Genomic DNA, 25,678 nt, shown 5'->3' with positions numbered 1-25,678 from the left:
AAGTCTTTTTGAGCAGAATTAGTTGATGAAGTCCGTTTTTTCCAAGAAGCGCTTCAACATCGTGGCCGATTGAGCACGAGTAGCATCCGAACGAATGCTCAAGGTCGTATCGGTCATACCATCCACGATACCGGATTTAATGGCAGCAGCCACTTCGGCTTGTCCCCATACGATTTGTTTCGCATCGGTGAATTTAGTCAACAGGGAAGCTTGCTCCGTAGCATCAACGGTTACTTCTTTGCCTGCATATTTCATAGCGCGGACAACAAGGGCAGCCAATTCTTCACGGTTGATTTTTGCATTTGGTTGGAAAGTACGGTCAGCATAACCATCAATCAAACCAGCGCTAGCAGCCGTATTTACAATATTGGTGTACCATTGTCCTGTGGCTACATCAGTAAAGTACGTGTTCGAAGTTACCGTAGGGGTAATACCCAGTGCACGTACGATCAAAGCAGCAAATTCAGCGCGGGTAATGCTGCGCTCCGCACCAAACGATCCATCTTCATAACCATCCACAACAAGCTTATTGGCAAGCAGCTCGATGTTGCCTTTAGCCCAGTGAGTGGCAATATCAGTGAAGCTGTTGTTACTTTCAAGTACCGTATAAACGGAGTTACCTACACGCCAGATAACAACTTCAGCTTTTTCACCCTTAGCACCAAAAGTGGAAGGAACAAAGCTCAAGGTTTGAGTGGCAGGGTCATAAACAGCTGCAGTGTTCGTGTTAGTATTAATAGTGGTGTAGCCTTTGTCAATGTTGATTGTACGCTTTACATACGTTTGACCGAAGGATACATCAATCGCGGTCTTACCAGCAGTTTCAGCCGTTACCTTAAAGTCAACAGAATCTCCGATTACCGTTCCGTTTACTTCTTTAGCAGCACTTTGCACGGCTGTCAAAGCATCCCCGGAAACTTTTGCGATTTGTACGCGGATCCACAGGTCTTTTGCATCGACACCAAGTGCTTTAGCGTGAGCATCAATATCGAGCTTATCCAGTGGAAGGGTATAAGATCCAGTATCATTGAAGATAGTTAGATTCTTACCAGCTGCCAATGCTGTTGCAGGCAACAATACAAATTCTCCGGAGATTTTCAGTTCAGCGTTAGTGTTGTTCTTAACAAGAGCTTCCAATAATGCGGCATTAGCACGACCGTCACTGTTTACAATATTGCTTCCAGGGAACAATCCGCCACCATAACCGGCTGGTGGTGCAGGAGTTACGTAAACGGCATCGGTTACTCCATCAGCCCACAACTTCAAAGAACTGTAAGTGTTAGCCGTAACGGAGCCAGTTACATCGTAATAATAGTATGTAGCTCCACTCACAGTAGTTTCATATCTTTCATAAGTAGCGTCGTTAACAGTTGTAATATAATTACCGTTTTGATCGTATACCTTTACGGAAACTCCAGCAGGGTTATAAACATCAGTGGATACCGTTGTGGCGAATTTACCAGTACTGGATTCATAGGAGTTATTATTCAACCAACTTCCTGCAAATGCAATAACAGGTGAGAGTACAGAAGCAACTAATGCTGTAGATAGAATAGCAGAAGTTTTTTTCATTACAGGCTTCTTAAACAAGTTTTTCTCCCTCTTTTCTCTTTTTTGGTTTGCATTACTTTGTCTAGGTTGCATTGGATTTCACCTCCTTTACCTAGAAATACTTAAAATAATTGTCGCATGATGAAACATATGGAAACAACTTTTTAAGTTTATCACTTTTAATTGGAAAAATCTATTAGTTGTTAAAGACATTATTATTTAGAAGATTGATTATTTCATCTCTTTCTTTTGGTTCCACTGCGATTAGCTTGTTGTATAATTGAATATCGTTCTTTCTTTGTTTTTGCAAAGAAACTAGATACCATCGGGCAGCTATTTGCTTTTCTTGATCCTCTAAGTTATCAAAGTTATCACTAGGAAGTAATGTTTTAAAATATTGCTCAGCTTTTTCGTAATCCTTCCTGTAATAATATATTTCTCCTATGCATTGGGTCATTTTAGGTCTCGTACGAAAATCTCTTCCAATTTGCTGCCCTGCCGGTAATTTTTTTAATTGCTCTACTTTTGATAAGACAATATTGTAATTTGAAATTGCTTTATCCCAAAACATATTAGATTTGTTAATGTCACCTTGTAGATTTGCTTGTTTTCCTAATTCAAACGTTAAGCTAATTAAACGTTCATAGAAACTAGGCTGTACGTTGGCACCTTCGTATACTCCGGAGTCCCAGGGGAAATATTCCAATGCATTTTCTAAAGTGCCCACTGCCTGTTCAAATTCTTTTTTCTGCAAATGCATAGCCAATTTTTGCTCAATAATTATACGATTGCTTGGCTCGATTTGTTGCGCTTCCAGTATTAAATTTTTCATTTGAATATAAAAAACATCATTTTTTGTCTGAGAATATGCCTGACTTAGCATATTTGCTTTTGTCGAAATATATTGTATGTTCTTAGGTTGCATTTCAATAGATTTATCAAGTGATGCTAAGACCTCATTAAAAGGTAACCTATTCTGGGCAGCTGATATACTTTTGTTGAAAAAATTTGAAGCAATCTTTTTATCTAAACCACTTACTAACAATAAGATTGAAACAAATAATAAAAAGCCAGTATAAATATAATTAAACCTTAAAGATATCGCTTCAGTATTGATCAAAGGTTTTGAGATCATGATTCCTAATCCCATAAATACTAAGGCCGATATGTAGGCGAAACTCATATCGAAATCTATTGCACTATGGACCAATATTGACGTTGTAATAATAAAATAAATTAGCTTGCTCACGTCATTGGAATCATGTTCATTGTAACGACGAATGAAATGGTAATAAACGTAAATTATTAGTGATAAAAGTATGATAAAACCCAGCAGTCCTACCTCGGTCAATAGCTGAAGAAAGAAATTATGGGCTTGACGTGATTCGTACGGATTACTTTGATATTTTTCATATAGAGCAGCCCAGGCACCACCTCCCGCGCCGATTATTGGTTGGTCTTTGAGAAATTTCGCAGTATCTCTATAGAAAGTTAATCGTTCCAAGACGCTGTTTTGGGATAGATTTGTTTTTTCGATTTTACTTGAGATACTTGCAGGCAAGAGGCTACGAGCAGCGGGTACTGAAAATGTAATTCCAATTAGTACTGAAAAGATTATGACTAGTGCGGAAGGTAATATTAATTTATTAAATTTGAATTTTGTTAATTGCTTAGTCATTTGTTTGATTTTCGGGGAAAAGAAGTGGTTAATTAATAATGAAAAAATAACCATAGCTGTTGAACCTAATAATAGTAAGCCCCATGCCATTAATGACTCAGTGGACATTAGTGGTAGTTTGAAATTAGAGTTTTGCCAAAAATTTTCTCTAATATCAATACTGATGTTTTTGATGGGCTTTAGTACTAAAAATGAAGTAGTTGCCCCTAGAATTAAATTTATTAAATATATAATCTGCTTAGGAGGACTAAGAAACGGAAGCAAGCAAAGCAATACAATTGGCGCCATAAGCAAACCACCGCGTGAATCAGTGAGAATAAATGATATGATTATCGGGACTATCATCGCTGAGATAAAACCTAGTCTATACTTATTCTCTGAATTTGTAATTAAAAATAAGCTTGAAAATAATAAACCTACTAATACCGCAGAATAGGTATTTGCATATTGAAATACGGATGTGATTCTCATCCATGTTTTAAAGCCCATTACAGCATCCATCATATTCATATTTCCAAATAAATTCGCGAAACCCACCATAACCACGCAGTAAAGTGAGAGAAGTAGTCCAGAGGAAAGTACTCGAAATGCCAAGGTATTCTTATATAAAAAAAGACCAATAAGAAAAAAAATTGAATAAGTTACATTTAAGTTAAAAATATTTTCTGCTGAATAAGGGGAAGCAGAGTTTATGCTAGAAACAAAATAAAGAATAGGTAATACCCAAACAAAAACTAACCCCAATTGTTCTTTCTTGTCTATTAAGTTTGTATGAAACAATAAGTATATTGAGAGTAACAATAACAATAGGGACGAAACAATCATAAAAGAGAAGAGGGGACCATCAAAAGTAATGTTGAGTCCAACAAATAATCCTTTATAGAAAGGGGCTGTAAATAAAAAAAATATAGTACAAATACAAATTATCCAAAGTATAAGTGAACTACTATTCTCTTTAGTTTTTCTGTGAAAATCCATATAGCTATTCTCCTTTGTTTATAACTTATAAACACTCCTATAAAAAAACCCTTAACGAAGAGCACACAATAGTTTGTGTCCGTTAGGGGGTCTCTCTATTTCTACGAAATTAATTCTTTTTTCCAAAATTCTTTAAGGAAAACAAAAGTTATCGAGAAGATAAAAGTGAAAAATCCCGACAGAATAACGATCAATTTTTTGTTAACGCTAATTGGTTCTCTAGGGGCAATTGCTGGATTGAAAATTACTGCCTTATAATTTGTGTTGATTTTTTGTATGTTCTCCTCAGTAGAACTATTTTTATCAATCTCATTAATAAATTTTTGATTTTCAACCATTTTATCAGTAAGTGATTTTAATTGTGCTTGAAGCTTGGACAACTCAAGTGAAGCTTCCGCTGCCTTAGTTTTAATCTCTAAAAATACGGTATTCACCTCTTCACTAGTCATTTCAAAACTTTGGTCAGTTTTTTGATTTTTCATATTATTTACTATGGAGTATAGCATGGGGTCATCAAGCAAAGATTTTTTTGTTACTAATTTTTCTGGGGTTGTTTGCAACAATTGATTAGCTTCTTGAATCTGGCTTTCTTCCATCTTTATTTTGTCTTGCAACTCTAGGGTTTGTTTGTTATAAGATACAATCAAGTCCATTCTGTCAGAAATTTCAATATTTTTCCCGATCTCAATAGCAACGGTGTTTGCTAAATTTTTTGCAAATTCAGGATTTTCCCCTTTAGCAGTAATTGAAATTAGTCCAGCGTCTTTCTCAGTGGTTATACTTAATGCTTGACGAATGGTATTTATGGAATATTTATTCGAGTCAAGCTTCAAATAGTTGATAATTTTGGATAACCCCGAATCACTTCTAACTTGTTCGGCCAAGGGACTCAGGTCTCTACTTTTTGTATTTTGATCTTCATTCATTTGATTAACTATGACTAAAGATTCCGTTCTATATGTAGGCTTTATGAGGAATATTAAATATAGGGCAGCAATTAGCATTATTAAGAAAGTAACTAACAAGACAGCTTTTAAATTGGTTACTATCAGAAAAATAAGATCTCTTAATCGAATTTCTTCCTTCATAGCTTCTCAGAAACGCTCCTTTGCTAGCATATTTTGACACGTCTTTTAGCAGTATATCTTCATTTTCTACATTAGGCAATGTTATTAAAACAATAGAAGTTCCGCTTTTAGCACGTTTATTGTACTTATTTTTCTATTTAGTTATAATTGCTGAGAATTATTATTTGTTATTTTAAGAGAAGTCGGTGGAAAAATGCATTCAAGTAAAAAAGGTCTAAGTATATTTGTTTCAGTCTTGTTTTTTCTTGGCTTGTTTTACACTGCATATAGGTATCCCTTTAAAATTAATTCATCAGTAACTAGTCCTACCTATTCGGACACACCAGGTTGGTTATCAATCGGCAAATATATAATTTTTTCTATAATAATGTATTACTTTGCGCTTCGAATTTTATTAGGGGATAAAATTGTCAAAATATACAAACCTATCTATTTATTTGTTTATTCTTTCTTATTTGCTATTCCTTTAGTATCCGGAATTTTAACACAAAGAATAGATATAATTGAGAGTGGTATATTCTTTCTAATACCTGGATTTTTTCATTTTTTTTCAGAAAAGCTTGATGTGAAGCACTTCAATAGAATAATTTATATTGCGATTTATGTTTATGTGTTTGTTGAGTGCCTTCAAATACTTCTTTTTGTTCTTTATGATAGGCTGCCTGCTCTTGCATACGAAGGAACTTTCTCTATAAGATTTGGCAGCCTATTGGATGATCCGAATTCATTCGGTATTCTAATCTCTTTTTTTATAGGTTTCATGTGGGAAAATAATTCAAAGCGGGATAAATTATTATTTTTATTATTAGGGATATTTTTGTTGTTAACCCAATCGCTAACCTCGATTTTTTCGGTTATGATTGCAACGATTGCATATATATTGCTATTTATTATCCGCTATCCTAACCGGTTTATTAGAATTTTGTTGGTAAGTGTAGTGTTTTTCTTGTTATTCTCTATTGTGACTTTCTTTAATTTCAATAAAATTCTTAGTACTGTGGACCTTTTTTGGGAAATGAAACTGGGAAGTATTATTACTCATTTATCTGTGATCGATACTCTTAAGCAAATTACTATAATCCAGTACTTAGGATTAAATCCTATAGTGCCACTAGGGGAGTCTGGGTACATAAATATATTAGCAAACATGGGTATAGTGTACCTGTTGGTATATATTGGAATAGGTTTATCATCTATTCTAAAAACTTACATCATTATTAATAATAAAAATACAAATATAGAAGATAAGCGAATTGCAAGGGGGATATTTTTTTTCCTAATTACAGTGTATATAGCTATGATTAATTTACCTTTTGAACAGGTTTTTCCAATCAATATCGTGCTTACAATTTTTGTTGGACTACTTAGTACTGATTCGCTAATCATTGAAAGAAAGCAGGAAGAGGTTGAACAGCTTCATTGACCCTTAATTCCTCGTATGCTAAAATTTTGGAGTCATACTTGACAATATTAGCCTTAATTGAAATCTAAAATAATAAGATCTTCCTAAATACTTGCTAAGTAAAAATGTCTTAAGAATTTATCAAAGGGGGGGATATTATGCAAAAAAATACAAAGAACGGGTTATCAGTAGTAATATGTACTAGAAATCGTCAGAAAGATTTACAAAAATGCATAGATTCATTAGCAGAGCAAAAGATTGATGACATTTCTGTACCTATTGAAATTATAATCATTGATGATGGTAATCTAACTGAGGAAACAATAGATCAATTTGAAAGTCAACTCAGCCCCCGCTTTTCTTTCCGATATCATCAAAAGTCAGATCCAGGACTAATTTTTTCTCGGGTGGAATCGATCAAATTAGCTTCTTACGAAATCATGTTATTTATTGATGATGATATTGAGTTGTTTCCAAATTATTTATCTACCCTCTATAAAACATACCTCAAAAACCCAGATGTTGTAGGAGTAGGGGGAGTGGATCAATTTATTAACAGTAGAAGAAAATGGAAGTTTTTTGGGATGATTATTGGATATCATTCCGGAAATTGCGGTAAATTGTCAAAGAGTGGTTATGGTGGCTCGATGCAAGAATGGATCAAAATAAAAGAAGCCTTCCAAACAGAATATCTAAGTGGTTGCAATATGTCCTTTTTAAAAGGAACGCTGGCAGGTCTAAAACCTACTGAATGGTTGACAAGTTATAGTCTTGGTGAAGACTTATATCTTTCATTATATGCAAATAAACGAGGACCATTGCTGATAAATCCAGATCTAAAAGTATTACATCATCAGTCACAAGCATCAAGAGATAAAGTCGAAACGGTTGCATATACGGAAGTCGTAAACCATTATCATCTTCTAAATTATACAGATAATAATTTCAGCAGAAAAATATACCAACTATATACAGCGAGTGGGCTTTTCTTGAAGTCACTCATCCAAAGGAAACATCGTAACAAGGCGAAGGGATATTTTAAAGGAATTCTATATGTGGCAAGAAATTTGTATAAAACTTAGGTACACTTGTACACTTGGAGGAACTATATGAAAAAGAAGGTAGCTTTAATTACTGGCATTACTGGCCAAGATGGCGCTTACTTAGCCGAGTTCTTGTTGAAAAAAGGCTATAGTGTTCATGGTATTAAACGAAGAACCTCACTCTTTAATACGGATCGTATTGATCATTTATATCAAGACCCCCACGAGAAAAATATCAACTTTCACTTGCAATATGGAGATCTAACAGACTCAACAAATTTAATAAGAATAATACAGGAAGTGCAGCCGGATGAAATTTACAATTTGGCCGCAATGAGTCATGTACATGTAAGTTTTGATACACCAGAATACACAGCAAATGCTGATGGACTAGGAACATTGAGGATATTAGAAGCAATAAGAATATTAGGATTAACAACCAAAACGAAAATTTATCAAGCTTCCACTTCAGAACTCTACGGGTTAGTGCAAGCCGTTCCCCAGAATGAGAACACTCCGTTTTATCCAAGGAGTCCATATGCAGTTGCCAAGTTATATGCATATTGGATTACAGTAAATTATAGGGAAGCTTATAACATGTTTGCTTGCAATGGAATCTTGTTTAATCATGAAAGCCCCATAAGGGGTGAAACTTTTGTGACAAGAAAAATTACCAGGGCAGCTGCAAGAATTGCGTTAGGAACCCAAGAAAAACTATATCTGGGGAACTTAGATTCGAAAAGAGACTGGGGACATGCAAAAGATTATGTTGAAGCTATGTGGCTTATTCTTCAGCAAGCTCAACCCGAGGATTATGTTATTGCTACGGGTCATACTACTACGGTTAGAGAATTCGTCCAGCTAGCCTTTAACGAATTAGGGATAGAATTGTATTTCAAAGGAATAAACGAAGCTGAAAAAGGTTATGTGAAATCGTGCAACAATCCAGAATATCAGCTCCCAATTGACAAGGAAGTTGTTGTTGTAGACTCCCGCTACTACAGGCCAACAGAAGTCGATTTGCTACTAGGGGATCCCTCTAAAGCAAATTTAAAACTCGGCTGGATTCCAAAATACGATCTACAATCTCTTGTCAAAGATATGATGCAAAGTGATATTAAAGAGGCTAAAAAGAATGAATACTTAAAACAAGGTGGCTATCATGTTTTAAACTATTTTGAATAGGAGCATATTTGTGAAAATATTATTAACAGGTGCTTCCGGTATGGTTGGTCGTAACCTAATGGAAAAAAATGAATCGTTTAATTTTCTTACACCTTCAAGTAATGAATTAGATCTTTTGTCATATGATAAGACATTTCAGTACTTAAAATTTCACAAGCCAGATTTCATTGTCCATGCCGCGGGCCGTGTGGGAGGCATCCAGGCTAATATTAGTGACCCGGTAAGGTTCCTTATTGAAAATTTGGACATGGGAAGAAATATTGTGATGGCAGCTCGCAATCTTAAGATTCTCAATTTGCTTAATTTGGGAAGTTCCTGTATGTATCCTAGAAACGGGGTAAACCCCCTTAAAGAAGATAGTATATTAAAAGGTGAGCTAGAACCGACTAATGAAGGGTATGCACTGGCAAAGATTACAATTTCAAAACTTTGCCAATACATAACTAACGATAATAATGATTTTCAGTATAAGACTTTGATTCCTTGTAATTTATATGGGAGATGGGATAAATTCGATCCGAGACATTCGCATATGATACCGGCCGTAATACAAAAAGTTCATAAAGCTAAGATATCTGGTGAGAAGGAAGTCTTAATTTGGGGAGATGGTACTGCAAGGAGAGAGTTTATGTATGCTGGTGACCTTGCAAATTGTATATTAAAATCAATAAGCAATTTTAATAGCTTGCCCAATATTATGAATGTAGGATTAGGGTATGACTATTCAATTAAAGAATATTACGAGACTATAGCAAATATTATAGGTTTTCAGGGTGTATTTGTTTATGATCTTGAAAAACCTACAGGGATGAAGCAAAAGCTAGTTGATACTAATTTACAAACTAAATGGGGATGGAAACCAGAAACTTCCTTAAAAGATGGTATTTCAAAGACATATAATTTTTATATGGAGGAAAAAATAGGATGACGAAATATTCCTTGGCTTCAAGTACTTGGGATGATTTTGAAATTGAGGCAATTAATAAAGTGGTTGGTTCAGGTATGTTTACTATGGGAAAATATGTGCAACAATTTGAAGAAAATTTTGCGAATTACGTAGGAAGTCGCTATTGTGTGATGGTTAACTCAGGTTCATCCGCCAATTTATTAGCCACAGCCGCTCTTTTTTACAGGAGGGAAAACAAACTTAAGCCGGGAGATGAAGTGATAGTACCAGCTGTGTCTTGGCCAACGACTTACTATCCACTGTATCAATATGGATTAAAACTAAAGTTTGTTGATATTGATCATTTAACCCTGAACTATAATTTAAAATCCCTTAAGGATGCAGTAACAGAGCAAACTCGGATGATCATGGTTGTTAATTTATTGGGTAATCCAAATAACTTTGATGAAATACAAAAAATAATTGGTGAAAAAAACATTATCTTAATTGAAGATAATTGCGAGTCGCTTGGAGCAACTTTTGGAAGTAAACAAGCAGGTACTTTTGGTGAAATGGGTACTTTTAGTTCTTTTTTTAGTCATCATATTTCAACAATGGAGGGGGGCATGGTTGTCACTGAGGATGAAGAGCTATATCACATCCTACTTTCATTAAGAGCCCATGGTTGGACAAGAAATCTTCCAAAACAGAATTATGTTTGTGGTACTAAAAGCGACAATCCTTTTGAAGAGTCTTTCCGCTTTGTCTTGCCCGGTTACAACGTAAGGCCAATTGAAATGAGTGGTGCGATAGGCCTGGAGCAGTTGAAAAAGCTCCCGGAGTTTATTGAACAAAGACGGGAAAATGCAAGATTGTTCAAGGATCTATTCCAAGAAAATCCTTGTTTCTATATTCAGCAGGAAGTTGGGAACAGCAGCTGGTTCGGGTTCTCCTTGATCTTAAAGGAAGATGTGCCATTCACACGTTCTGATGTTATTAGGACTCTTCAAGAAAATGAAATTGATTGTCGACCAATTGTGGCAGGTAATTTTGCAAAAAATGAAGTTGTTAAGTACTTTGATTATGAAATACACTCTGAGCTGAAGAACGCCGAATATATTGATAAAAATGGTTTTTTTGTAGGAAATCATCAGTTTAATATTCATAATGAAATTCGTTTTTTACATAATCTGCTTAGGAATCTTCAGTCATGACTTACTGGAAAAAAAAAATACTAACTGTTATGTTGCAATATGATTATGGAGATAAAAATAGAGGTTACTCCGGTGAAAAAATGTGGTTCCATGATAATTTAAAAAAAATGTCTACTAAAGTCGAAGCTTTTTGGTACGATGATTATTTAAATGATAAATTTGCTCTAGAAAAAGATTTAATGGTCAAAATAGATAGTTTAAATCCAGATTTAATATTTTTTGTGCTCTACCAAGATCAGTTTGATCCAAACTTTCTGAAAAGACTTAAGGAGAAATATTGTACCTACTGCTGGTTTGGAGACGATCAGTGGAGATTTGATAATTTCACAAAGATTTATGCTCCTTGCTTTAGTTTTGTCTCTACAACTGATCCTTGGAGTATAATAAAATACAATAAAATCGGTATTTCACCTATACTTACAGATTGGGCTGCACAACAATATAGCGAAGAAATAGGGCCTTTGGATCTGCAGGAGTCGTATAACTACGAAGTTACCTTTGTTGGCGGCTATAACCACTATAGAGGTTGGTTAATAAATACATTAACAAAGAAACATGGTATAAATGTGGAATGCTTTGGAACTGGTTGGCCAAATGGAAGAGTGTCCTACGAACAGATGGAAAATATCTTTCGTAAAAGCAAAATTAACTTGAATATTTCTAATAGCGCAAGCCACGACATCAGATTTATTTTTGGTGATATTAGGAATTTGAAAGAGTGGCTTACATCTACCAAGCGGTCAGAACAAGTTAAGGCTCGCAACTTTGAAATTCCATTAGCGGGGGGATTTCAATTAACTAATTATTCCCTCGGCCTTGAAAGACACTTCATAATTGGAGATGAGGTGGCAGTTTATAATAATCCCGAAGAATGTGCTAACCAGATCTTTTTTTATTTAGAAAACGATGGTTTGCGTAGAGGGATAGTCCAAAAAAGTCATACTAAGGCTAAAGAAAATCACAATTACATTGAAAGATTAAATAGCATTATGGAAAATATTTTTAATAGTGCGAGTAAAATGGAGAAATATGGTGAAGCGTGATTTCATTGTAGTACTCGTTGGCAGAATTATTCAAACTATCAGTGCCATAATAGTTTTACGAGTAATGAGTTCAGTTTTAACATCAATAGAACTTGCAAAAGCTGTATTGGTAACCACAATAACTAATTTATTTGCATTAGTTTCTATTAATCCAGTACAAATGTTTTACTATAGGAAATTGAATGATTGGTTGGATAATAAAACACTTGGCAACAAGTTTTTATTATTATTGATCTATGTAATTGTAATTAATTGCTTTCTATCTGCCGTTTTATTATGTTTATACGGGTTTTTTGGTTCACTTACAGGAATAGACATTTTCTGGTTGTTAACTTTGGTGAGTGGCAGTATCATATTTATCACTATTAACCAAACAGTTATTCCAACATTAAATATGTTGGAGAAAAGGCGAGAGGCTGTTTTATTTACTATTATTACAACTTGGAGTAGCTTGCTCCTTTCCACTTTACTGACTTATCACGGCGGAAAGGGCGAGCACTGGATATTAGGCCAAATTATTGGAGCAATTCTCGGCTCTTTTTTCGCTTTTCTTTCCTTTTTTAAATTTGTTGATCTCTCTAAACTAAAACAAATAAAAAAATATTATAATCAAAAGACAAGGGTAATAAAAATGATTGCAGTCTTTTCTATTCCCATTTCAATTACGGTGGGATTAAATTGGCTGCAGCTTCAATCCTATAGATTTTATACCAGCAAATTAGTAGGGTTAGAGTATCTCGGAAAATTCTCAGCGGGCTATACCTTAAGTGCCGGTATTATGTCAGCTTTTGAAGCAGTAGCGATGCAATTTTTCTCTCCAATTTTCTATAAAGGTTTAGGTAACTCGAATGATGAAAAAAAGGCAAAAGTATGGAATGATTATGCCGCATATTACTTCCCCCTTGCAATTTTAACAGCAAGTTTCGTTGTCACAATGGCTCCCTATTTAACTCGATTATTACTTCACAAAACTTTTTGGGACGTTTCAATATATGTCATCTGGGGGGCGATTATTGAGTTATTTAGAATTTTAGGAAATGCTTATTCAATGGTCTCTCATGCAACTATGAAAACTAACAAATTAATTCACCCTCAGTTAATCGGTGCTATTGTAGCATTATTGTTGGTTCCAGTGATGCTCATCTATAATAAAGAATATTTAGGATTATCCCTAGTAATCTCTTCTTTTATTTATTTAATAGTTATTCACAAAAGTATGACAAAACAGTTGGCTATTCAAATATCTTTTAAAATGGTCATCAAAGTTCTAGGTTTTGTATTTCCTATGATTGTTATTTCATATCTTGGAAGTACTATTTCTTATAAATTTATTTTTAACTTTCTTTTACTGATGGGGTCAGGGCTCTTTTATTTGTTAGGATGCTACTTTATTTATCTCAAGAGTAGACGTATCTAGATGAGAAAAGGGAGTTATTATGGAAGAGATAAAAATTTCTCTTATAATGCCTAATTATAATGGGGAGAAGTATTTAAAAAGAAGCATCGAAAGTTTTTTAGAACAAGATTATGAGTACAAGGAACTTATTATTATAGATGGAAAGTCCCAAGACTCTTCTCACGAAATCATCCAAGGTTACGCAGAAAAATTTGACTCTATTGTTTGGCTCAGATGTCCGGATTCTGGTATTTCTGATGCTATAAATAATGGATTAATGCAATCAACTGGAGACATTATTGGCTATTTGGGAAGCGATGATATACTTATAAAAGATATTTTAACTGTAGTCTATAGTACCTATAAGAATTTAGTTGAACTAGATGCTCTTTATTTTAATTCCTATACTTTCAATAAAAGAAACAATGAAATCGAATTGAGAAGATGTCCACGTGTAAAATTTACTAAAGAGAACTTAATAATATATGGAACGATTGTTGGACTTCAAAATATATTCTTTCGAAAATCAATTTATAAAGACATTGGTTTTAATGTTTTAAATAAATACTCAATGGATTATGAGTTTTATTTAGAAATAAGCGAAAAAGGATACTTGTATTTGCATTTAGACGAGGCAGCAACAATTAATATATTTGATGGGAACATCAGCGGGACACTACAAGATCGTCAGTATCTTGAATCATTATTTGTGGCAAAAAAATTTGCAGATAGGCCATCCCTTCAGGTGTTAATTAATTTAAAAATAATAAAATTTAGAATTAAAAATGTTCTCAAGGGCGTACTGAGAAAGAACCAATAAAATAAAACTGATGAAATGTATTCAAAAGAGGGAGTACGATGCCTAAATTGAGTTTAGTCATTCCTACATTGGGAAGAAGAGCAGAGCTTAAAATGTTATTAGAGTCAATAGAATTAAGCGTATATCAAGACTTTGAAGTCATTATTGTTGATCAAAATAAGGATAATTTGATTGATGAATTATGCTATGATTTTTCCCCTAGTTTTCCCTTATATCATCATAAAGTCGACTTTATTGGTGCGGCCAAGGCAAGGAATTTTGGAGCCTTCTACGCTAGAGGTGAAATTCTTAACTTTCCTGATGATGACTGTGAAATTTCCCCTTCTTTATTGGGAGATGCTATCGAATTATTCAATAGTGATAGTGAATTAGGTGTGCTTTATGGTAAAACACTAGACAAAGTAACAAAACGGGATTCAGTTTTAAATTTCGCTGACAAAACTCAGGAAGTAACAAATGTAAATATGTATCATACCACTATTGAATGCACTATGTTTATTAGAAAGAATATATTTGAACAAGTTGGTTGTTATGATGAGAAATTAGGAGTAGGAACCTTTTACGGAGCAGAAGAAAATGCCGATCTTGTACTTAGATTATTGTACTTAAACAATAAAATATTGTATAATCCCAAGCTAATTTTCTACCATCCGCAAACAGTAGGAGGCTACACGGAGAAAGAAAACAATCGAGCTTATACCTACGGAAAAGGGTTTGGGAGATTAACAAATAAACATGTTATTATGTATAAAAATCGAACTTTTTTTCTTAGATTTTTATATGCGCTTATTAGATCGACTACTGCAATAGTAATAAATATCATGTTATTCAAGTTTAAGAAGGCAAAGTTTTATTATTTTTCTTCAAAAGGAAGAATTCACGGGGTATATTTTTCGTTAAAAGAGTTTATGTGAAATAATAGATTGTTTCCAGAAACGAGGCTTAATTCAATGAAAAGAGTTACTGTGGACATTCGAATGGCTTCTTACTCTGGTATAGGTACCTATATAAGAAGTATCTTACCTTTGATTATCCCTTCTATGCCAGATACGAAATTTTATCTATATGGTTATGAGAAAGATGTCTTGAATTTAGGTAATCTCCCCAATGTCGAGCTTATCCATGCCAATACCAGTATTTACTCATTAAAAGAACAAGCGGAATTTAACTTAAAAATCCCGAGAGATACTGATCTTTTTTGGTCTCCACATTATAATATACCTCTAACTTTTAGAGGGAAGTTATTAGTGACTATACATGATTTGTTTCATCTTGCTATGCCTCAATATGTAAAGGGTATGCATAAACAAATGTATGCTAAATTCATGTTTTGGAGTATTAAAAAAAAGGCTAGGCATATCATTTTTATTTCGAATTTTACAAAAAAGGAGTTTAACAGATTTGTTAGTTTTGAGGAATCAAAAACTTCCGTAATATATGACGGGGTTGATGAAAGTTGGTTTAAGAGTGAGAGAATACAAAAGTTTTTTTCTTTCCCGTACATAATATACGTTGGTAATGTCAAACCACATAAAAATCTAGTTTCTCTAGTCAGAGCTTTCGAGAACATTAAGGGGGAAATTCCTCACAATTTAGTCATTGTGGGGAAAAAGTCTGGGTTTATTACTGGAGACAGGGAAGTAATAAATATTGCAAATAGCATGGAAGATCGAATAGTTTTTACCGATTTCGTTGAAGATCACTTGTTAAAGCAACTAGTATCCGAAGCCGATTTGCTGGTCTTTCCTTCCTTTTATGAAGGATTTGGTTTGCCACCATTGGAAGGAATGGCAAGTGGATGTCCTGTGCTGGTTTCTAATGCCGCGTCGCTACCTGAAGTGTGCCAGGAGGCAGCTGAATATTTTGATCCCTATAATATACAGGAGCTTTCAGATAAAATGAAATTTATTTTGGGTAATGAAAAATTACAGGGGGAAATGGTGGACAAGGGAAAATGCCATGCGATGAATTACACATGGTCTGATTGTGCAAAGCAAACCTCATCAATTATCTATAAGTTATTAAAATAGTATCTCTCTAAGTGATCAATTATTAGTGCACCGATTATAGAAGATTAAAAATAATATAAGAATTGTGATATGATGGGAGAACAGAATGAAGGTTGCGATAGTACATGAGTGGTTAGTAACTTATGCAGGGTCAGAGAAAGTTTTAGAACAATTAATCAATATTTTTCCAAATGCTGACTTATTTTGCATAGTTGAGTTTCTTTCAGATAAAGATAAGAGATTTATAAAAAATATGAATATTAAAACTTCTTTTATTCAAAAACTCCCCTATTCTAAAAAAAAATATAGACTTTACCTTCCTTTGATGCCGTTCGCGATAGAGCAGTTTGATCTAACCGGGTACGACCTCATTATATCTAGTTCACATGCGGTAGCTAAAGGTGTAATTACAGGCCCCCACCAATTGCATATAAGTTACGTTCATTCTCCAATCCGGTACGCTTGGGATTTACAACACCAGTATTTAAAAGAGTCAAACTTAAGTCATGGTGTAAAGAGTGTAGTTGCTAGATGGATGCTTCATAGAATACGTTTATGGGATTTCCGTACCTCTAACGGTGTTGATCATTTTATAGCTAATTCAAAATTTATATCCAGTCGAATTAATAAAGTTTATAGAAGAGACTCAACTGTAATTTATCCACCAGTAGATGTAGACTCTTTCACATTTTACCCAGAGAAAGATGATTTTTACTTTACAGCATCACGTATGGTACCCTATAAAAAAATGGATATAATTGTTGAGGCATTTACTAATATGCCGCATAATAAATTAATCGTTATTGGAAATGGCCCCGACTTTGAAAAGATTAAGCTAAAAGCAGGTCCAAACGTTACCCTTTTGGGATATCAATCTTTTTCTGTTCTTAAGGAATATATGCAAAAAGCAAAGGCATTTGTTTTTGCCGCAGAAGAAGACTTTGGGATAACCCCGGTTGAAGCTCAAGCTTGTGGGACACCTGTCATAGCTTATGGGAGAGGAGGAGCACTAGAAACTATAAGAGATTCTAACTCTCCTAAACCAACAGGGCTGTTTTTTAAGGAACAGTCAGTTTCTTCCCTTATTGAGGCTGTTAATGAATTTGAGGAGAGTTCAAATTTATTTCATCCAAGAGATTGCCGTGAGAATGCTCTCCGATTTTCTACCCAAAGATTTGTAAGCGAGATACGGCAATTTATCAGTACCAAATGGGATGAATTTAATTGTCGATAAATTTGAATATTAGTAAATTACTTATTAAAGAAACTAGAAGGTGATTACATGATTCGGAGGAATGAAAGGTTTCTATCTGAAGCCTACGTATTATCCGATATAATTACGATTGGAATTGCATCTATTCTCTCTTGGTGGATCAAGTTTTCAAGCGGAATCATCCCGAGTGAATACCGGCCAGCTGAATTTAATACTTACTTCCCTTGGATCATCGCCTATATAATAATTTCTGCTGGTTTTGGTTACTTGTTGTCTCTTTATTCTCCAAAAAGGAAAAAAAGTTTTACCTTTGAGATTTATAAGGTAATTCAAGTTTTGTCATTAAGTTTATTAGCGTTATTAAGTCTACTATTTGCTTTAAAACAGGTTGATATTTCAAGGCAGTTTTTAGGTATCTTGTATGTACTTAACATTGGACTTGTTTTATTGTATCGTTATTTCGTAAATGTATTTCTTCATACAATTAGGAAGAAAGGGTACAATAGACAGTTTGTTTTAATTTTAGGGGCCGGTACATTAGGAAGTCGATTTTATGAAAATCTAAAAAATCATCCCAAGCTTGGGTTTGAGGTGATTGGATTTTTAGATGACATATTTAATTTTCCCACGTTAAATTATAAATTAGATAAACCGCTTTTAGGTTGCATAGATGACTTGGAATCGGTACTTAAAAATAATCTCGTAGATGAAGTGATAGTAGCTTTACCTCTAAACGCTCATGAAAAATATGCTACGATAATTAACACTTGTGAAAAATATGGCCAGAGGGTTTTAATAATTCCTGATTATTTTGACTACCTTCCAGCGAAACCTTATTTTGATAATTTTGCTGGGATACCGCTCATTAATGTACGGGATATCCCTTTAGATGAATATGGCAATAAAATATTGAAGAGAGCCTTTGACATTGTCTTTTCCTCAGTAGCCATTCTCTTAGTCTCTCCTTTACTGATCCTGATCGCAATAGGCGTTAAACTTACTTCACCGGGTCCAGTCATCTTTAAGCAGGAAAGAGTAGGTCTTAATAGACGAGTTTTTTCTATGTATAAATTTCGTTCTATGAGAACTTTACCACCTGGAACTGTAGACTTAGGATGGACAACTAAAGACGATCCAAGAAAGACGAGGTTTGGCTCTTTTTTGCGCAAAACCAGCTTGGATGAGCTGCCGCAATTTTTCAATGTCCTGTTTGGGCATATGAGCGTGGTAGGTCCTCGCCCTGAGCGGCCGCATTTTGTGGAGCAATTCAAAGAAGAAATTCCGAAGTACATGGTAAAACATCACATCCGCCCCGGCATTACCGGGTGGGCCCAAAGCAATGGCCTCCGCGGCGACACTTCGATTGAAGACCGCATCTCCTACGATATTTTCTACATTGAGAACTGGACTTTTCTATTCGATCTTAAAATTATTTATAAAACGATTTGGAACGGATTTGTTAATAAAAATGCGTACTAAAAAAGCTAATTCCGAGCGGAATTAGCTTTTTTCGTCAAGACGATTTTCCCAACATCTGCTTCTCCATCACGCTATGCAAATAGTTCAACAGTTCATACTTGAGGTCTTCCCGCTCCAAAGCAAAATCGATGGTGGTTTTCAAGAATCCCATCTTTTCCCCGACATCATAACGGGTCCCGTCAAAATGATAGGCAAGGACCTTTTCTTTACGGTTAAGCTTGGAAATGGCGTCGGTAAGCTGGATTTCCCCGCCGGTTCCTTTTTCCTGGTTCGCCAAGTAATCAAAAATACCCGGAGCCAGAATGTATCTTCCCAAAATCGCCAAATTGGATGGTGCTTCTTCCTTCTTGGGCTTCTCTACCAGGTGGTTAACTCCGTATAGTCGTTCCTGAAGAGCTTGGGCATCCACGATGCCGTAGCGGGAGACCTCGTCATCTCCGACCGGTTGGACCCCGATAATAGAGCATTGATGCTCATCGTAGAGCTCCATCATTTGCTCGATGCAAGGTTTCTCGGCCTGAACGATATCATCCCCGAGCAGGACGGCGAATGGCTCCTGGCCGATAAATTTGCGTGCGCACCAGATGGCGTGTCCTAAACCGAGGGGTTCTTTTTGCCGGATGTAATGGATTTCCACCTTGGCGGACTTTTGGACCTCGTCCAGAAGATCCAGCTTTCCTTTGGCCAACAGATTCTGCTCGAGTTCGAAATAGTTGTCAAAATGATCTTCGATGGCCCGTTTGCCCTTACCCGTTACAATAATAATATCTTCAATCCCCGAATTGACCGCTTCTTCCACAATGTATTGAATGGTCGGCTTGTCGACGATTGGCAGCATTTCTTTGGGCATGGCCTTGGTCGCAGGTAAGAACCTGGTCCCTAACCCAGCTGCCGGTATTATGGCTTTTCTAACCTTCATTTTCATCCTCCCTTGCCTGTCCTATCCATTTTACAATATTTTAGGGGATAAATGAATGAGAGGTTAGAGGCTAGAGTGGGCATGGGCTCAGGGCATGTCATGTCATCAACCTCCAAACAACCCGTCCTCCGCCGCCTTCTCCTTAAGATCCGGGCAGTTGCTCTCCGGGGACTCGATCGTCCAGCCGGCGACCTTGGTGCCGGCGATCACGGCTTTCTCCAGCGGCAGGCCGAGGATGAGCCCGGTCACGGTGCCGGAGATGAACGCGTCGCCCGCACCGCTGGAATCGACCATCCGGACCGGGAAAACCGGCTGGTGGCCCGACATCCCGGTGGCGGAATCATAGTAGACGGAGCCGTTAGCGCCCAAGGTCACGACCATGGAGCGCAGCGGGCGGGCGTCTACGAAGGCCCGGAGGGGCTCTAGGCAGGCTGCCGGCTCTAGACCGGTGAAGGGTGTCTGCAGCAGCTTCTCCGCTTCGACGTCATTGCAGATGAAGCACTGGAGGTCATCCAGCATCTCCATATGCGGAAGGATAACGGACAGGTTGCCGGGAATGCCGTAGACCGGCTTGCCATGTTTGCGCGCGAAAGTCAGTATGTCCCGGGAAATGGCAGCGTTTAGGTCGATTTCGAGGATCATGTGGTCCGACGCGCGAACCATGTCCTCGCCCTTCTCGGCCACCAGCCGCTCAAAATGCTCGAGCTCCGGCATCTGAGAGATGGAGCCCGCCAGGTTGCCGTTCTCGTCGAGAATGGCGAGCCACAGGCCCATTCCGCCGCTGGCGGTCTCGCCGAGGTACGCGGTGCGGACGCCTTTTTGCTGCAGCCGGGCGGTGACTTCCTTTCCTATCCCGGACGTATCCACGGTGCTGACGAGAGCGGTGTCGAGCCCCAGGTCGGCCAGATTCTCCGCCACATTCCGGCCGACGCCGCCGTGGACGAACGAGATTTGGCCCAGGTTGGTTCCGTTGGCCTGGTAGGCTTGATGGGGAAAGCCTTTGCAGTCCACAAAAATAGTACCGATAACGGAAACGGAAGGATTCATAAAGGAACACTCCTTATTTATAGTAGAATGGAAGCAGGGGGCAAGCTGCCCGGGCTTAAACCGGCCGAAAAAGCATAGACATGAGAGTATATCGGCTTCCGTTCGTTGGTATACATTCAGGCTCATTCATTATAGGCAAAAAAGGCTTCCTAATAAAGAGCGCTGTTTATTTTAAGGAGGAAAGCCGATACTTATGGTAACGTTGATCTCCGGGAGGGAGTCCGATGGTGGATCGGGAGGAAGAGGAGAAGGACGGCCTCCGTCCGGCAAGAGGCTTGGTACTCGGGCTGGTGATCGGTGCCCTGATGTGGGCCGTCATACTGATGGTCGTTTGGCTGTGGCTTTGGCCGAATTCCTAGAAAAAGCAGATAAGCGGGGAAGCCTTTCCTGGATGGAGAATATCGTCTCCCTATAACGGAACGGCTCTTCGTATAGCCCGGATGCACTCTCAGCGCGCTGATAAAAGGGTACAAACCCTCCGAGTACGCTCGGAGGCTGGAGGATTAAGGATACTAGCTAAATAAGTTTACGAGGCTTTAGGAGCCTCCAAGATTTCTCCTTGTCCCGAACCCCGCCTCGAGGGATCGGGGCTTTTTGTCATGAACTCATTTTGTGACTTTAATGAAGGGGGATGGCTTATTCCGGCTTTGGCAAGATGGCGGACCGGGCCCTTGTTTAGGGTGATCTACTAATAAGTCTGCCTTTCCAGGCGGGAAGAATAAGGCTTATCCGCGTTTTCCGGCCAAGCCGGGGCTAGTCTGCATAATCGTCCAAGTTCCCTCATAGACATGTTATCAGTTGGATAAGCCTAAGCGAAAAGAGAGGATGGATGGGAATGCGTCGGATCACATGGATGATGACATCCCTGATGCTTGTGCTGGCCCTGGCGCTGGCGGGCTGCGGGAAGAAGGATGCGGGCTCGCTGTCAAAGGACCTTGACCAGAAGGTCAGCAAGCTGGAAAGCTATCAGGGGTCGGGCAAAATGGTGCTGTATACGGGACAGCAGCCCCAGGAATACGCGGTGGACGTATCGTATAAGAATCCTCATTACTACCGGATTTCGCTCACGAACGAGAAGAAGGACATTGAGCAGATCGTGCTCCGCAACGATGAGGGGGTTTTCGTTCTGACTCCCCACCTGAACAAAAGCTTCCGCTTCCAGAGCGACTGGCCGAATAACCAGGGACAGGTTTACCTGTATCATTCCCTTGTTCAAAGCATTGTGGCCGACAAGGACCGCAAAATGACCACGGACGGCAAGGATGTCGTTTTCGATGTGCTGGCCAACTATGGCAATCCTACGCTGGTTCGTCAGAAGATTTGGCTGGACAGCAAAAGCTACAGCCCCCGGCACGTAGAGGTGCTCGATGCCAACACGAACATTATGGTGACGGTGGATTTTGACACCTTTAAATTCGATGCGTCGTTCGATAAGGATTCGTTCGACACGCAGCGGAACCTGACCGGCTCGCTGTCGTCCATGCCGACTGTGGCGGGGACGGATGGCAAGGCAGCGGGCACCGACGCCAAAGCAACGGGTACGGACGCGAAAGCCAGCGGCACCGATGCGAAAGCTGCCGGCACGGACAGCAAAGCAACGGGCACGGATGCTAAGGCTACTGGCACGGACGCTAAGGCTTCGGGTACCGATGCTAAAGCCACTGGCACGGACGCCAAAGCTACCGGCACGGACGCTAAGTCCACTGGCACCGACGCTAAAGCTACCGGTACTGACGCGAAAGCAACGGGCACCGACGCCAAGGCAACGGGCACGGATGCCAAAGCCACCGGCACGGATGCGAAAGCTACGGGCACCGACGCAAAAGCCACCGGTACGGCAGCTCCATCCGCCGCAGCTAAGACGGTTACCGCCGTCGATCCGTGGTACCTGCCGAAGGGCGTTGCCCTGAAGGGCTCGAGCGACATCACGCTCGGCGGCAACCCGGCCGTCATGCTCCGCTATGGCGGCACCTACAACTACACGCTGGTCGAATCCAAGCCTGCTGACAAAGCGGTGGCGGCTCTCCCCGGCAAAATGGTCAGCCTCGGCTACACCCTCGGTCTCCTGACCGGCGACCAGCAGAAGACGCTGACGTGGACGTACGACGGCATGGAGTACCGCTTGTCCTCGGGAGACCTGCCGTTTGACGAGATGGTGAACATTGCCCAGGCGGTCCAAGGCGATTCCATGAAATAAAGGACCGTTCCGACGGGTCCTTCATTGACAGCCTTCCCCTCTTCCGTTTACCATAATAGTTAGCCATTTGGCTTTACAATTGAACACAAACCATAACAAGGGGTTCCCCGTCAGCCGTGAGGCAGGCGGGGACCCCTCTACTTGCAGAAGAAGGTGGATGGACGTGGATTCCTTTTACCGTCCGACCTGGGTGGAGGTTTCCTTGGACGCGCTGCGCCATAACCTCTATGCCTTTCGGCGGAAGCTACCCGATGAAATTGAAATGATGGCCGTGGTCAAGGCCGATGCTTACGGGCATGGCGCCATCCAGGTGGCCAAGGAAGCGCTGGCGTGCGGGGTGAGCTACCTGGCGGTGGCATTTCTCGACGAGGCGCTGGAGCTGAGAAGGGCGGGCATTGACGCCCCTATTCTGGTGCTCGGCTATACCCCGGTTCAGGGAGTCGCCCTTGCGCTTCCTCATGACATTACCCTTAACGTTTATGACGAAGAGGTGCTTGAAGCGGTTAATGCCTGGGGGCAGGAAGGCCGGCGCCGGGGCAAAATCCACATCAAGCTCGACACCGGCATGGGCCGGGTCGGTTTGATGGACCATCACGAAGCCGTCGCCTTTATCGACAGGGCGCTCGATCTTCCGGGTGTGGAGGTGGAGGGACTTTTTACCCATTATGCCAGTGCGGATGAGGCCGACAAAACCTACACCCGGGAGCAGTACACCCGGTTCAAGCAGGTGGTGGACCACTTTGCCGCGAAGGGAGTGGCCTTCCGGCATCTGCACGCGGGCAACAGCGCCGCCGCCATCGACACGCCCGAGCTGACCTGTTCGATGGTGCGTCTCGGCGTCAGCATGTACGGCCTCTACCCTTCCGCCGAGGTCGACAGCAGCCGAATCGAGCTGCGGCCGGTCATGAGTATGAAGACGGGGATCGTCATGCTCAAAAGCATGCCGGCCGGAGTCGGGATCAGCTACGGCTCGACTTACCATACGGAGACGGACGGCGAGCTTATCGCAACCCTTCCCGTCGGGTATGCCGACGGCTACTCGCGTATGCTGTCCCGCAAGGCCTATGCGCTCGTTCGGGGGAAGAGGGTGCCGGTCGTGGGCAACATCTGCATGGACCAGTGCATGATCCGTGTCTCGGAGGTACCCGGGGTACGCATGGGCGATGAAGTCGTCCTGTTCGGAGCCCAAGGGGACGATTCGATCCCGGTCGAAGAGCTGGCCGACAAGCTCGGGACCATCAACTACGAGATCACCTGCATGATTTCGCACCGGGTGCCTCGGGTCTATGTGTCCGAAGGGAAAATCGTGAACACGGTGAACCTTTTGCAGCACTATTCTTAACCGCAGGTGCCCGGGCATGAGGGTGGACGGTCTTTTAGCAGCAGGGCCGTCTACCCTTCGTGTGCCTGATCCGTGAGTATTGTTCTGCTTCCTTTAAGATTATCGTGCGCTTACGAGGACTCCCGCAACAAAAGTAACCGGGTAGGGTATTGGCTATGCCGAAGATGGAAGGAACTGGATCGGTTGCCCTTTTGGCGTGACCCTAAGGAGAAGTCCCTGCTGAAGAAGGTGACGGGGACTTCTTTTCCTTGGGTAAGAGGGAGTTTAGCCGCCGGTCTGGCCCGTGAGAAGCCAAGCGGGAAGCGGATTGTTCGGCAAGGACAGCCTATCCGTGAAATGCCATTTCACGCTAAAAAACGCCATTAAAGGATAAAAAGTTTCCCCGGGCCCTTGCCTATTTGGAAATTACGGTATAACATACATGATATACAACGTGCATATATTAGTTTTTGTATGAAATGGCTTGGATCACATCATAATGGTAATATTGTCTTCGCTAACGTCACTTGGGGGTGCTAAACCTGTGTCAAACATGAACACGAAAAGGATCATGATCAGTCTGCCCGACAATCTGCTGCAGGAAGTAGACGGGATTGTAGAAATGGAAAATTCGAACCGCAGTGAATTTATCCGTCAGGCCATGAAGCTGTACCTCATGGAACGCAAAAAGAGGCATCTCCGCGAATCCATGCAAAGAGGCTATATGGAAATGGCCAAAATCAATCTCCACATCGCTTCGGAAGCATTTCAGGCGGAAGAAGACGCAGGAAGTACCGTAAGCCGCTTGGTTAGCGGGGTGTAGTCCTTGATAGTCAAACGCGGCGATGTTTTTTTTGCTGAACTGTCCCCCGTCGTCGGTTCGGAGCAGGGAGGGGTAAGGCCGGTGCTCGTCATTCAGAACGATATCGGCAACCGCTTCAGTCCGACCGTCATCATTGCGGCCATCACGGCCCAAATCCAGAAGGCCAAGCTGCCGACTCACGTCGAGATCGATGCCAAGACGCACGGCTTCGACCGGGATTCGGTGATCCTGCTCGAGCAGATCCGGACCATCGACAAGCAGCGCCTCACGGACAAAATCACGCACCTGGACGACGAAACCATGCGCAAGGTGGACGAATCGCTTCAGATCAGCGTGGGCTTGATTGATTTCTAGAAGAATAGAGCCACAAATCATGAGAGCTCCAC

22 protein-coding genes are annotated in these 25,678 nt (G+C 39.9%); 17 read left to right on the top strand and 5 right to left on the bottom strand.

Annotation, left to right across the window (positions count from 1 at the left end):
* Window positions 1-18: 18 nt before the first annotated feature.
* The 3 genes from MJA45_RS22880 to MJA45_RS22870 all read right to left on the bottom strand — a co-directional run bounded on the left by MJA45_RS22880 (window position 19) and on the right by MJA45_RS22870 (window position 5,295).
* Window positions 19-1,644: an S-layer homology domain-containing protein gene (locus MJA45_RS22880; protein WP_315604207.1), complete on the bottom strand. Its 1,626-nt coding sequence runs from the start codon at window positions 1,642-1,644 to the stop codon at window positions 19-21.
* Window positions 1,645-1,747: 103 nt separating this feature from the next.
* Window positions 1,748-4,207 carry an O-antigen ligase family protein gene (locus MJA45_RS22875; protein WP_315604206.1) on the bottom strand — a complete coding sequence of 820 codons (2,460 nt, stop codon included), beginning with the start codon at window positions 4,205-4,207 and terminating at the stop codon, window positions 1,748-1,750.
* A 101-nt stretch (window positions 4,208-4,308) separates the two neighbouring features.
* Complete coding sequence (locus MJA45_RS22870) at window positions 4,309-5,295, bottom strand: Wzz/FepE/Etk N-terminal domain-containing protein (RefSeq protein ID WP_315604205.1); 987 nt, start codon at window positions 5,293-5,295, stop codon at window positions 4,309-4,311.
* A 193-nt stretch (window positions 5,296-5,488) separates the two neighbouring features.
* Between MJA45_RS22870 and MJA45_RS22865 the strand changes: the two genes are divergently transcribed.
* The 12 genes from MJA45_RS22865 (at window position 5,489) to MJA45_RS22810 (ending at window position 18,985) form a co-directional block, all read left to right on the top strand.
* The gene (locus tag MJA45_RS22865) at window positions 5,489-6,718 is read left to right on the top strand and encodes a hypothetical protein (protein ID WP_315604204.1); all 1,230 of its coding nucleotides are present in this window, start codon (window positions 5,489-5,491) and stop codon (window positions 6,716-6,718) included.
* A gap of 137 nt (window positions 6,719-6,855) precedes the next feature.
* Window positions 6,856-7,779 carry a glycosyltransferase family A protein gene (locus tag MJA45_RS22860; RefSeq protein WP_315604203.1) on the top strand — a complete coding sequence of 308 codons (924 nt, stop codon included), beginning with the start codon at window positions 6,856-6,858 and terminating at the stop codon, window positions 7,777-7,779.
* 27 nt (window positions 7,780-7,806) lie between these two features.
* Window positions 7,807-8,925: a GDP-mannose 4,6-dehydratase gene (gene gmd / locus MJA45_RS22855; RefSeq protein ID WP_315604202.1), complete on the top strand. Its 1,119-nt coding sequence runs from the start codon at window positions 7,807-7,809 to the stop codon at window positions 8,923-8,925.
* A gap of 10 nt (window positions 8,926-8,935) precedes the next feature.
* The gene (locus MJA45_RS22850; protein WP_315604201.1) at window positions 8,936-9,853 is read left to right on the top strand and encodes a GDP-L-fucose synthase family protein; all 918 of its coding nucleotides are present in this window, start codon (window positions 8,936-8,938) and stop codon (window positions 9,851-9,853) included.
* On the top strand, window positions 9,850-11,025 hold the full coding sequence (locus MJA45_RS22845) for a DegT/DnrJ/EryC1/StrS family aminotransferase (RefSeq protein WP_315604200.1): 1,176 nt from the start codon (window positions 9,850-9,852) through the stop codon (window positions 11,023-11,025). The genes MJA45_RS22850 and MJA45_RS22845 overlap by 4 nt, the downstream gene beginning before the upstream one ends.
* The gene (locus MJA45_RS22840) at window positions 11,022-12,068 is read left to right on the top strand and encodes a CgeB family protein (RefSeq protein ID WP_315604199.1); all 1,047 of its coding nucleotides are present in this window, start codon (window positions 11,022-11,024) and stop codon (window positions 12,066-12,068) included. The genes MJA45_RS22845 and MJA45_RS22840 overlap by 4 nt, the downstream gene beginning before the upstream one ends.
* Window positions 12,058-13,485 carry a lipopolysaccharide biosynthesis protein gene (locus MJA45_RS22835; RefSeq protein WP_315604198.1) on the top strand — a complete coding sequence of 476 codons (1,428 nt, stop codon included), beginning with the start codon at window positions 12,058-12,060 and terminating at the stop codon, window positions 13,483-13,485. Before MJA45_RS22840 ends, MJA45_RS22835 begins: the two co-directional genes overlap by 11 nt.
* A gap of 19 nt (window positions 13,486-13,504) precedes the next feature.
* A complete protein-coding gene (locus tag MJA45_RS22830) occupies window positions 13,505-14,284 on the top strand; it encodes a glycosyltransferase (RefSeq protein WP_315604197.1) in 780 nt (259 codons plus the stop codon).
* A gap of 38 nt (window positions 14,285-14,322) precedes the next feature.
* On the top strand, window positions 14,323-15,198 hold the full coding sequence (locus tag MJA45_RS22825; RefSeq protein WP_315604196.1) for a glycosyltransferase family 2 protein: 876 nt from the start codon (window positions 14,323-14,325) through the stop codon (window positions 15,196-15,198).
* A 36-nt stretch (window positions 15,199-15,234) separates the two neighbouring features.
* The gene (locus MJA45_RS22820) at window positions 15,235-16,314 is read left to right on the top strand and encodes a glycosyltransferase family 4 protein (protein ID WP_315604195.1); all 1,080 of its coding nucleotides are present in this window, start codon (window positions 15,235-15,237) and stop codon (window positions 16,312-16,314) included.
* An 85-nt stretch (window positions 16,315-16,399) separates the two neighbouring features.
* Complete coding sequence (locus MJA45_RS22815) at window positions 16,400-17,527, top strand: glycosyltransferase family 4 protein (RefSeq protein WP_315604194.1); 1,128 nt, start codon at window positions 16,400-16,402, stop codon at window positions 17,525-17,527.
* A 48-nt stretch (window positions 17,528-17,575) separates the two neighbouring features.
* Entirely contained in the window at window positions 17,576-18,985 is a 1,410-nt protein-coding gene (locus MJA45_RS22810) for an undecaprenyl-phosphate glucose phosphotransferase (RefSeq protein WP_315604193.1), read from the top strand.
* A gap of 34 nt (window positions 18,986-19,019) precedes the next feature.
* Here MJA45_RS22810 and galU read toward each other — a convergent pair whose 3' ends face one another.
* A complete protein-coding gene (galU, locus tag MJA45_RS22805) occupies window positions 19,020-19,904 on the bottom strand; it encodes a UTP--glucose-1-phosphate uridylyltransferase GalU (protein WP_315604192.1) in 885 nt (294 codons plus the stop codon).
* Between the two features lie 105 nt (window positions 19,905-20,009).
* Window positions 20,010-20,951 (bottom strand): carbohydrate kinase family protein, encoded by a 942-nt coding sequence (locus MJA45_RS22800; RefSeq protein WP_315604191.1) that lies wholly within the window; start codon window positions 20,949-20,951, stop codon window positions 20,010-20,012.
* 224 nt (window positions 20,952-21,175) lie between these two features.
* Between MJA45_RS22800 and MJA45_RS22795 the strand changes: the two genes are divergently transcribed.
* The 5 genes from MJA45_RS22795 (at window position 21,176) to MJA45_RS22775 (ending at window position 25,646) form a co-directional block, all read left to right on the top strand.
* Complete coding sequence (locus tag MJA45_RS22795; RefSeq protein WP_315604190.1) at window positions 21,176-21,310, top strand: hypothetical protein; 135 nt, start codon at window positions 21,176-21,178, stop codon at window positions 21,308-21,310.
* A 476-nt stretch (window positions 21,311-21,786) separates the two neighbouring features.
* Window positions 21,787-23,148: an outer membrane lipoprotein carrier protein LolA gene (locus MJA45_RS22790; protein WP_315604189.1), complete on the top strand. Its 1,362-nt coding sequence runs from the start codon at window positions 21,787-21,789 to the stop codon at window positions 23,146-23,148.
* 163 nt (window positions 23,149-23,311) lie between these two features.
* The gene (gene alr, locus MJA45_RS22785) at window positions 23,312-24,490 is read left to right on the top strand and encodes an alanine racemase (protein ID WP_315608084.1); all 1,179 of its coding nucleotides are present in this window, start codon (window positions 23,312-23,314) and stop codon (window positions 24,488-24,490) included.
* 523 nt (window positions 24,491-25,013) lie between these two features.
* Complete coding sequence (locus MJA45_RS22780; protein ID WP_315604188.1) at window positions 25,014-25,292, top strand: CopG family ribbon-helix-helix protein; 279 nt, start codon at window positions 25,014-25,016, stop codon at window positions 25,290-25,292.
* Between the two features lie 3 nt (window positions 25,293-25,295).
* Window positions 25,296-25,646, top strand: a complete 351-nt coding sequence (locus MJA45_RS22775; RefSeq protein ID WP_315604187.1) for a type II toxin-antitoxin system PemK/MazF family toxin — start codon at window positions 25,296-25,298, stop codon at window positions 25,644-25,646.
* The last annotated feature ends 32 nt before the right edge of the window (window positions 25,647-25,678 follow it).

Source organism: Paenibacillus aurantius (genome assembly GCF_032268605.1).
Taxonomy (GTDB): Bacteria; Bacillota; Bacilli; order Paenibacillales; family NBRC-103111; genus Paenibacillus_AO; species Paenibacillus_AO aurantius.
Note: the sequence above shows the minus strand (reverse complement) of the source record. Positions and strands in the feature narration are given on the sequence as shown.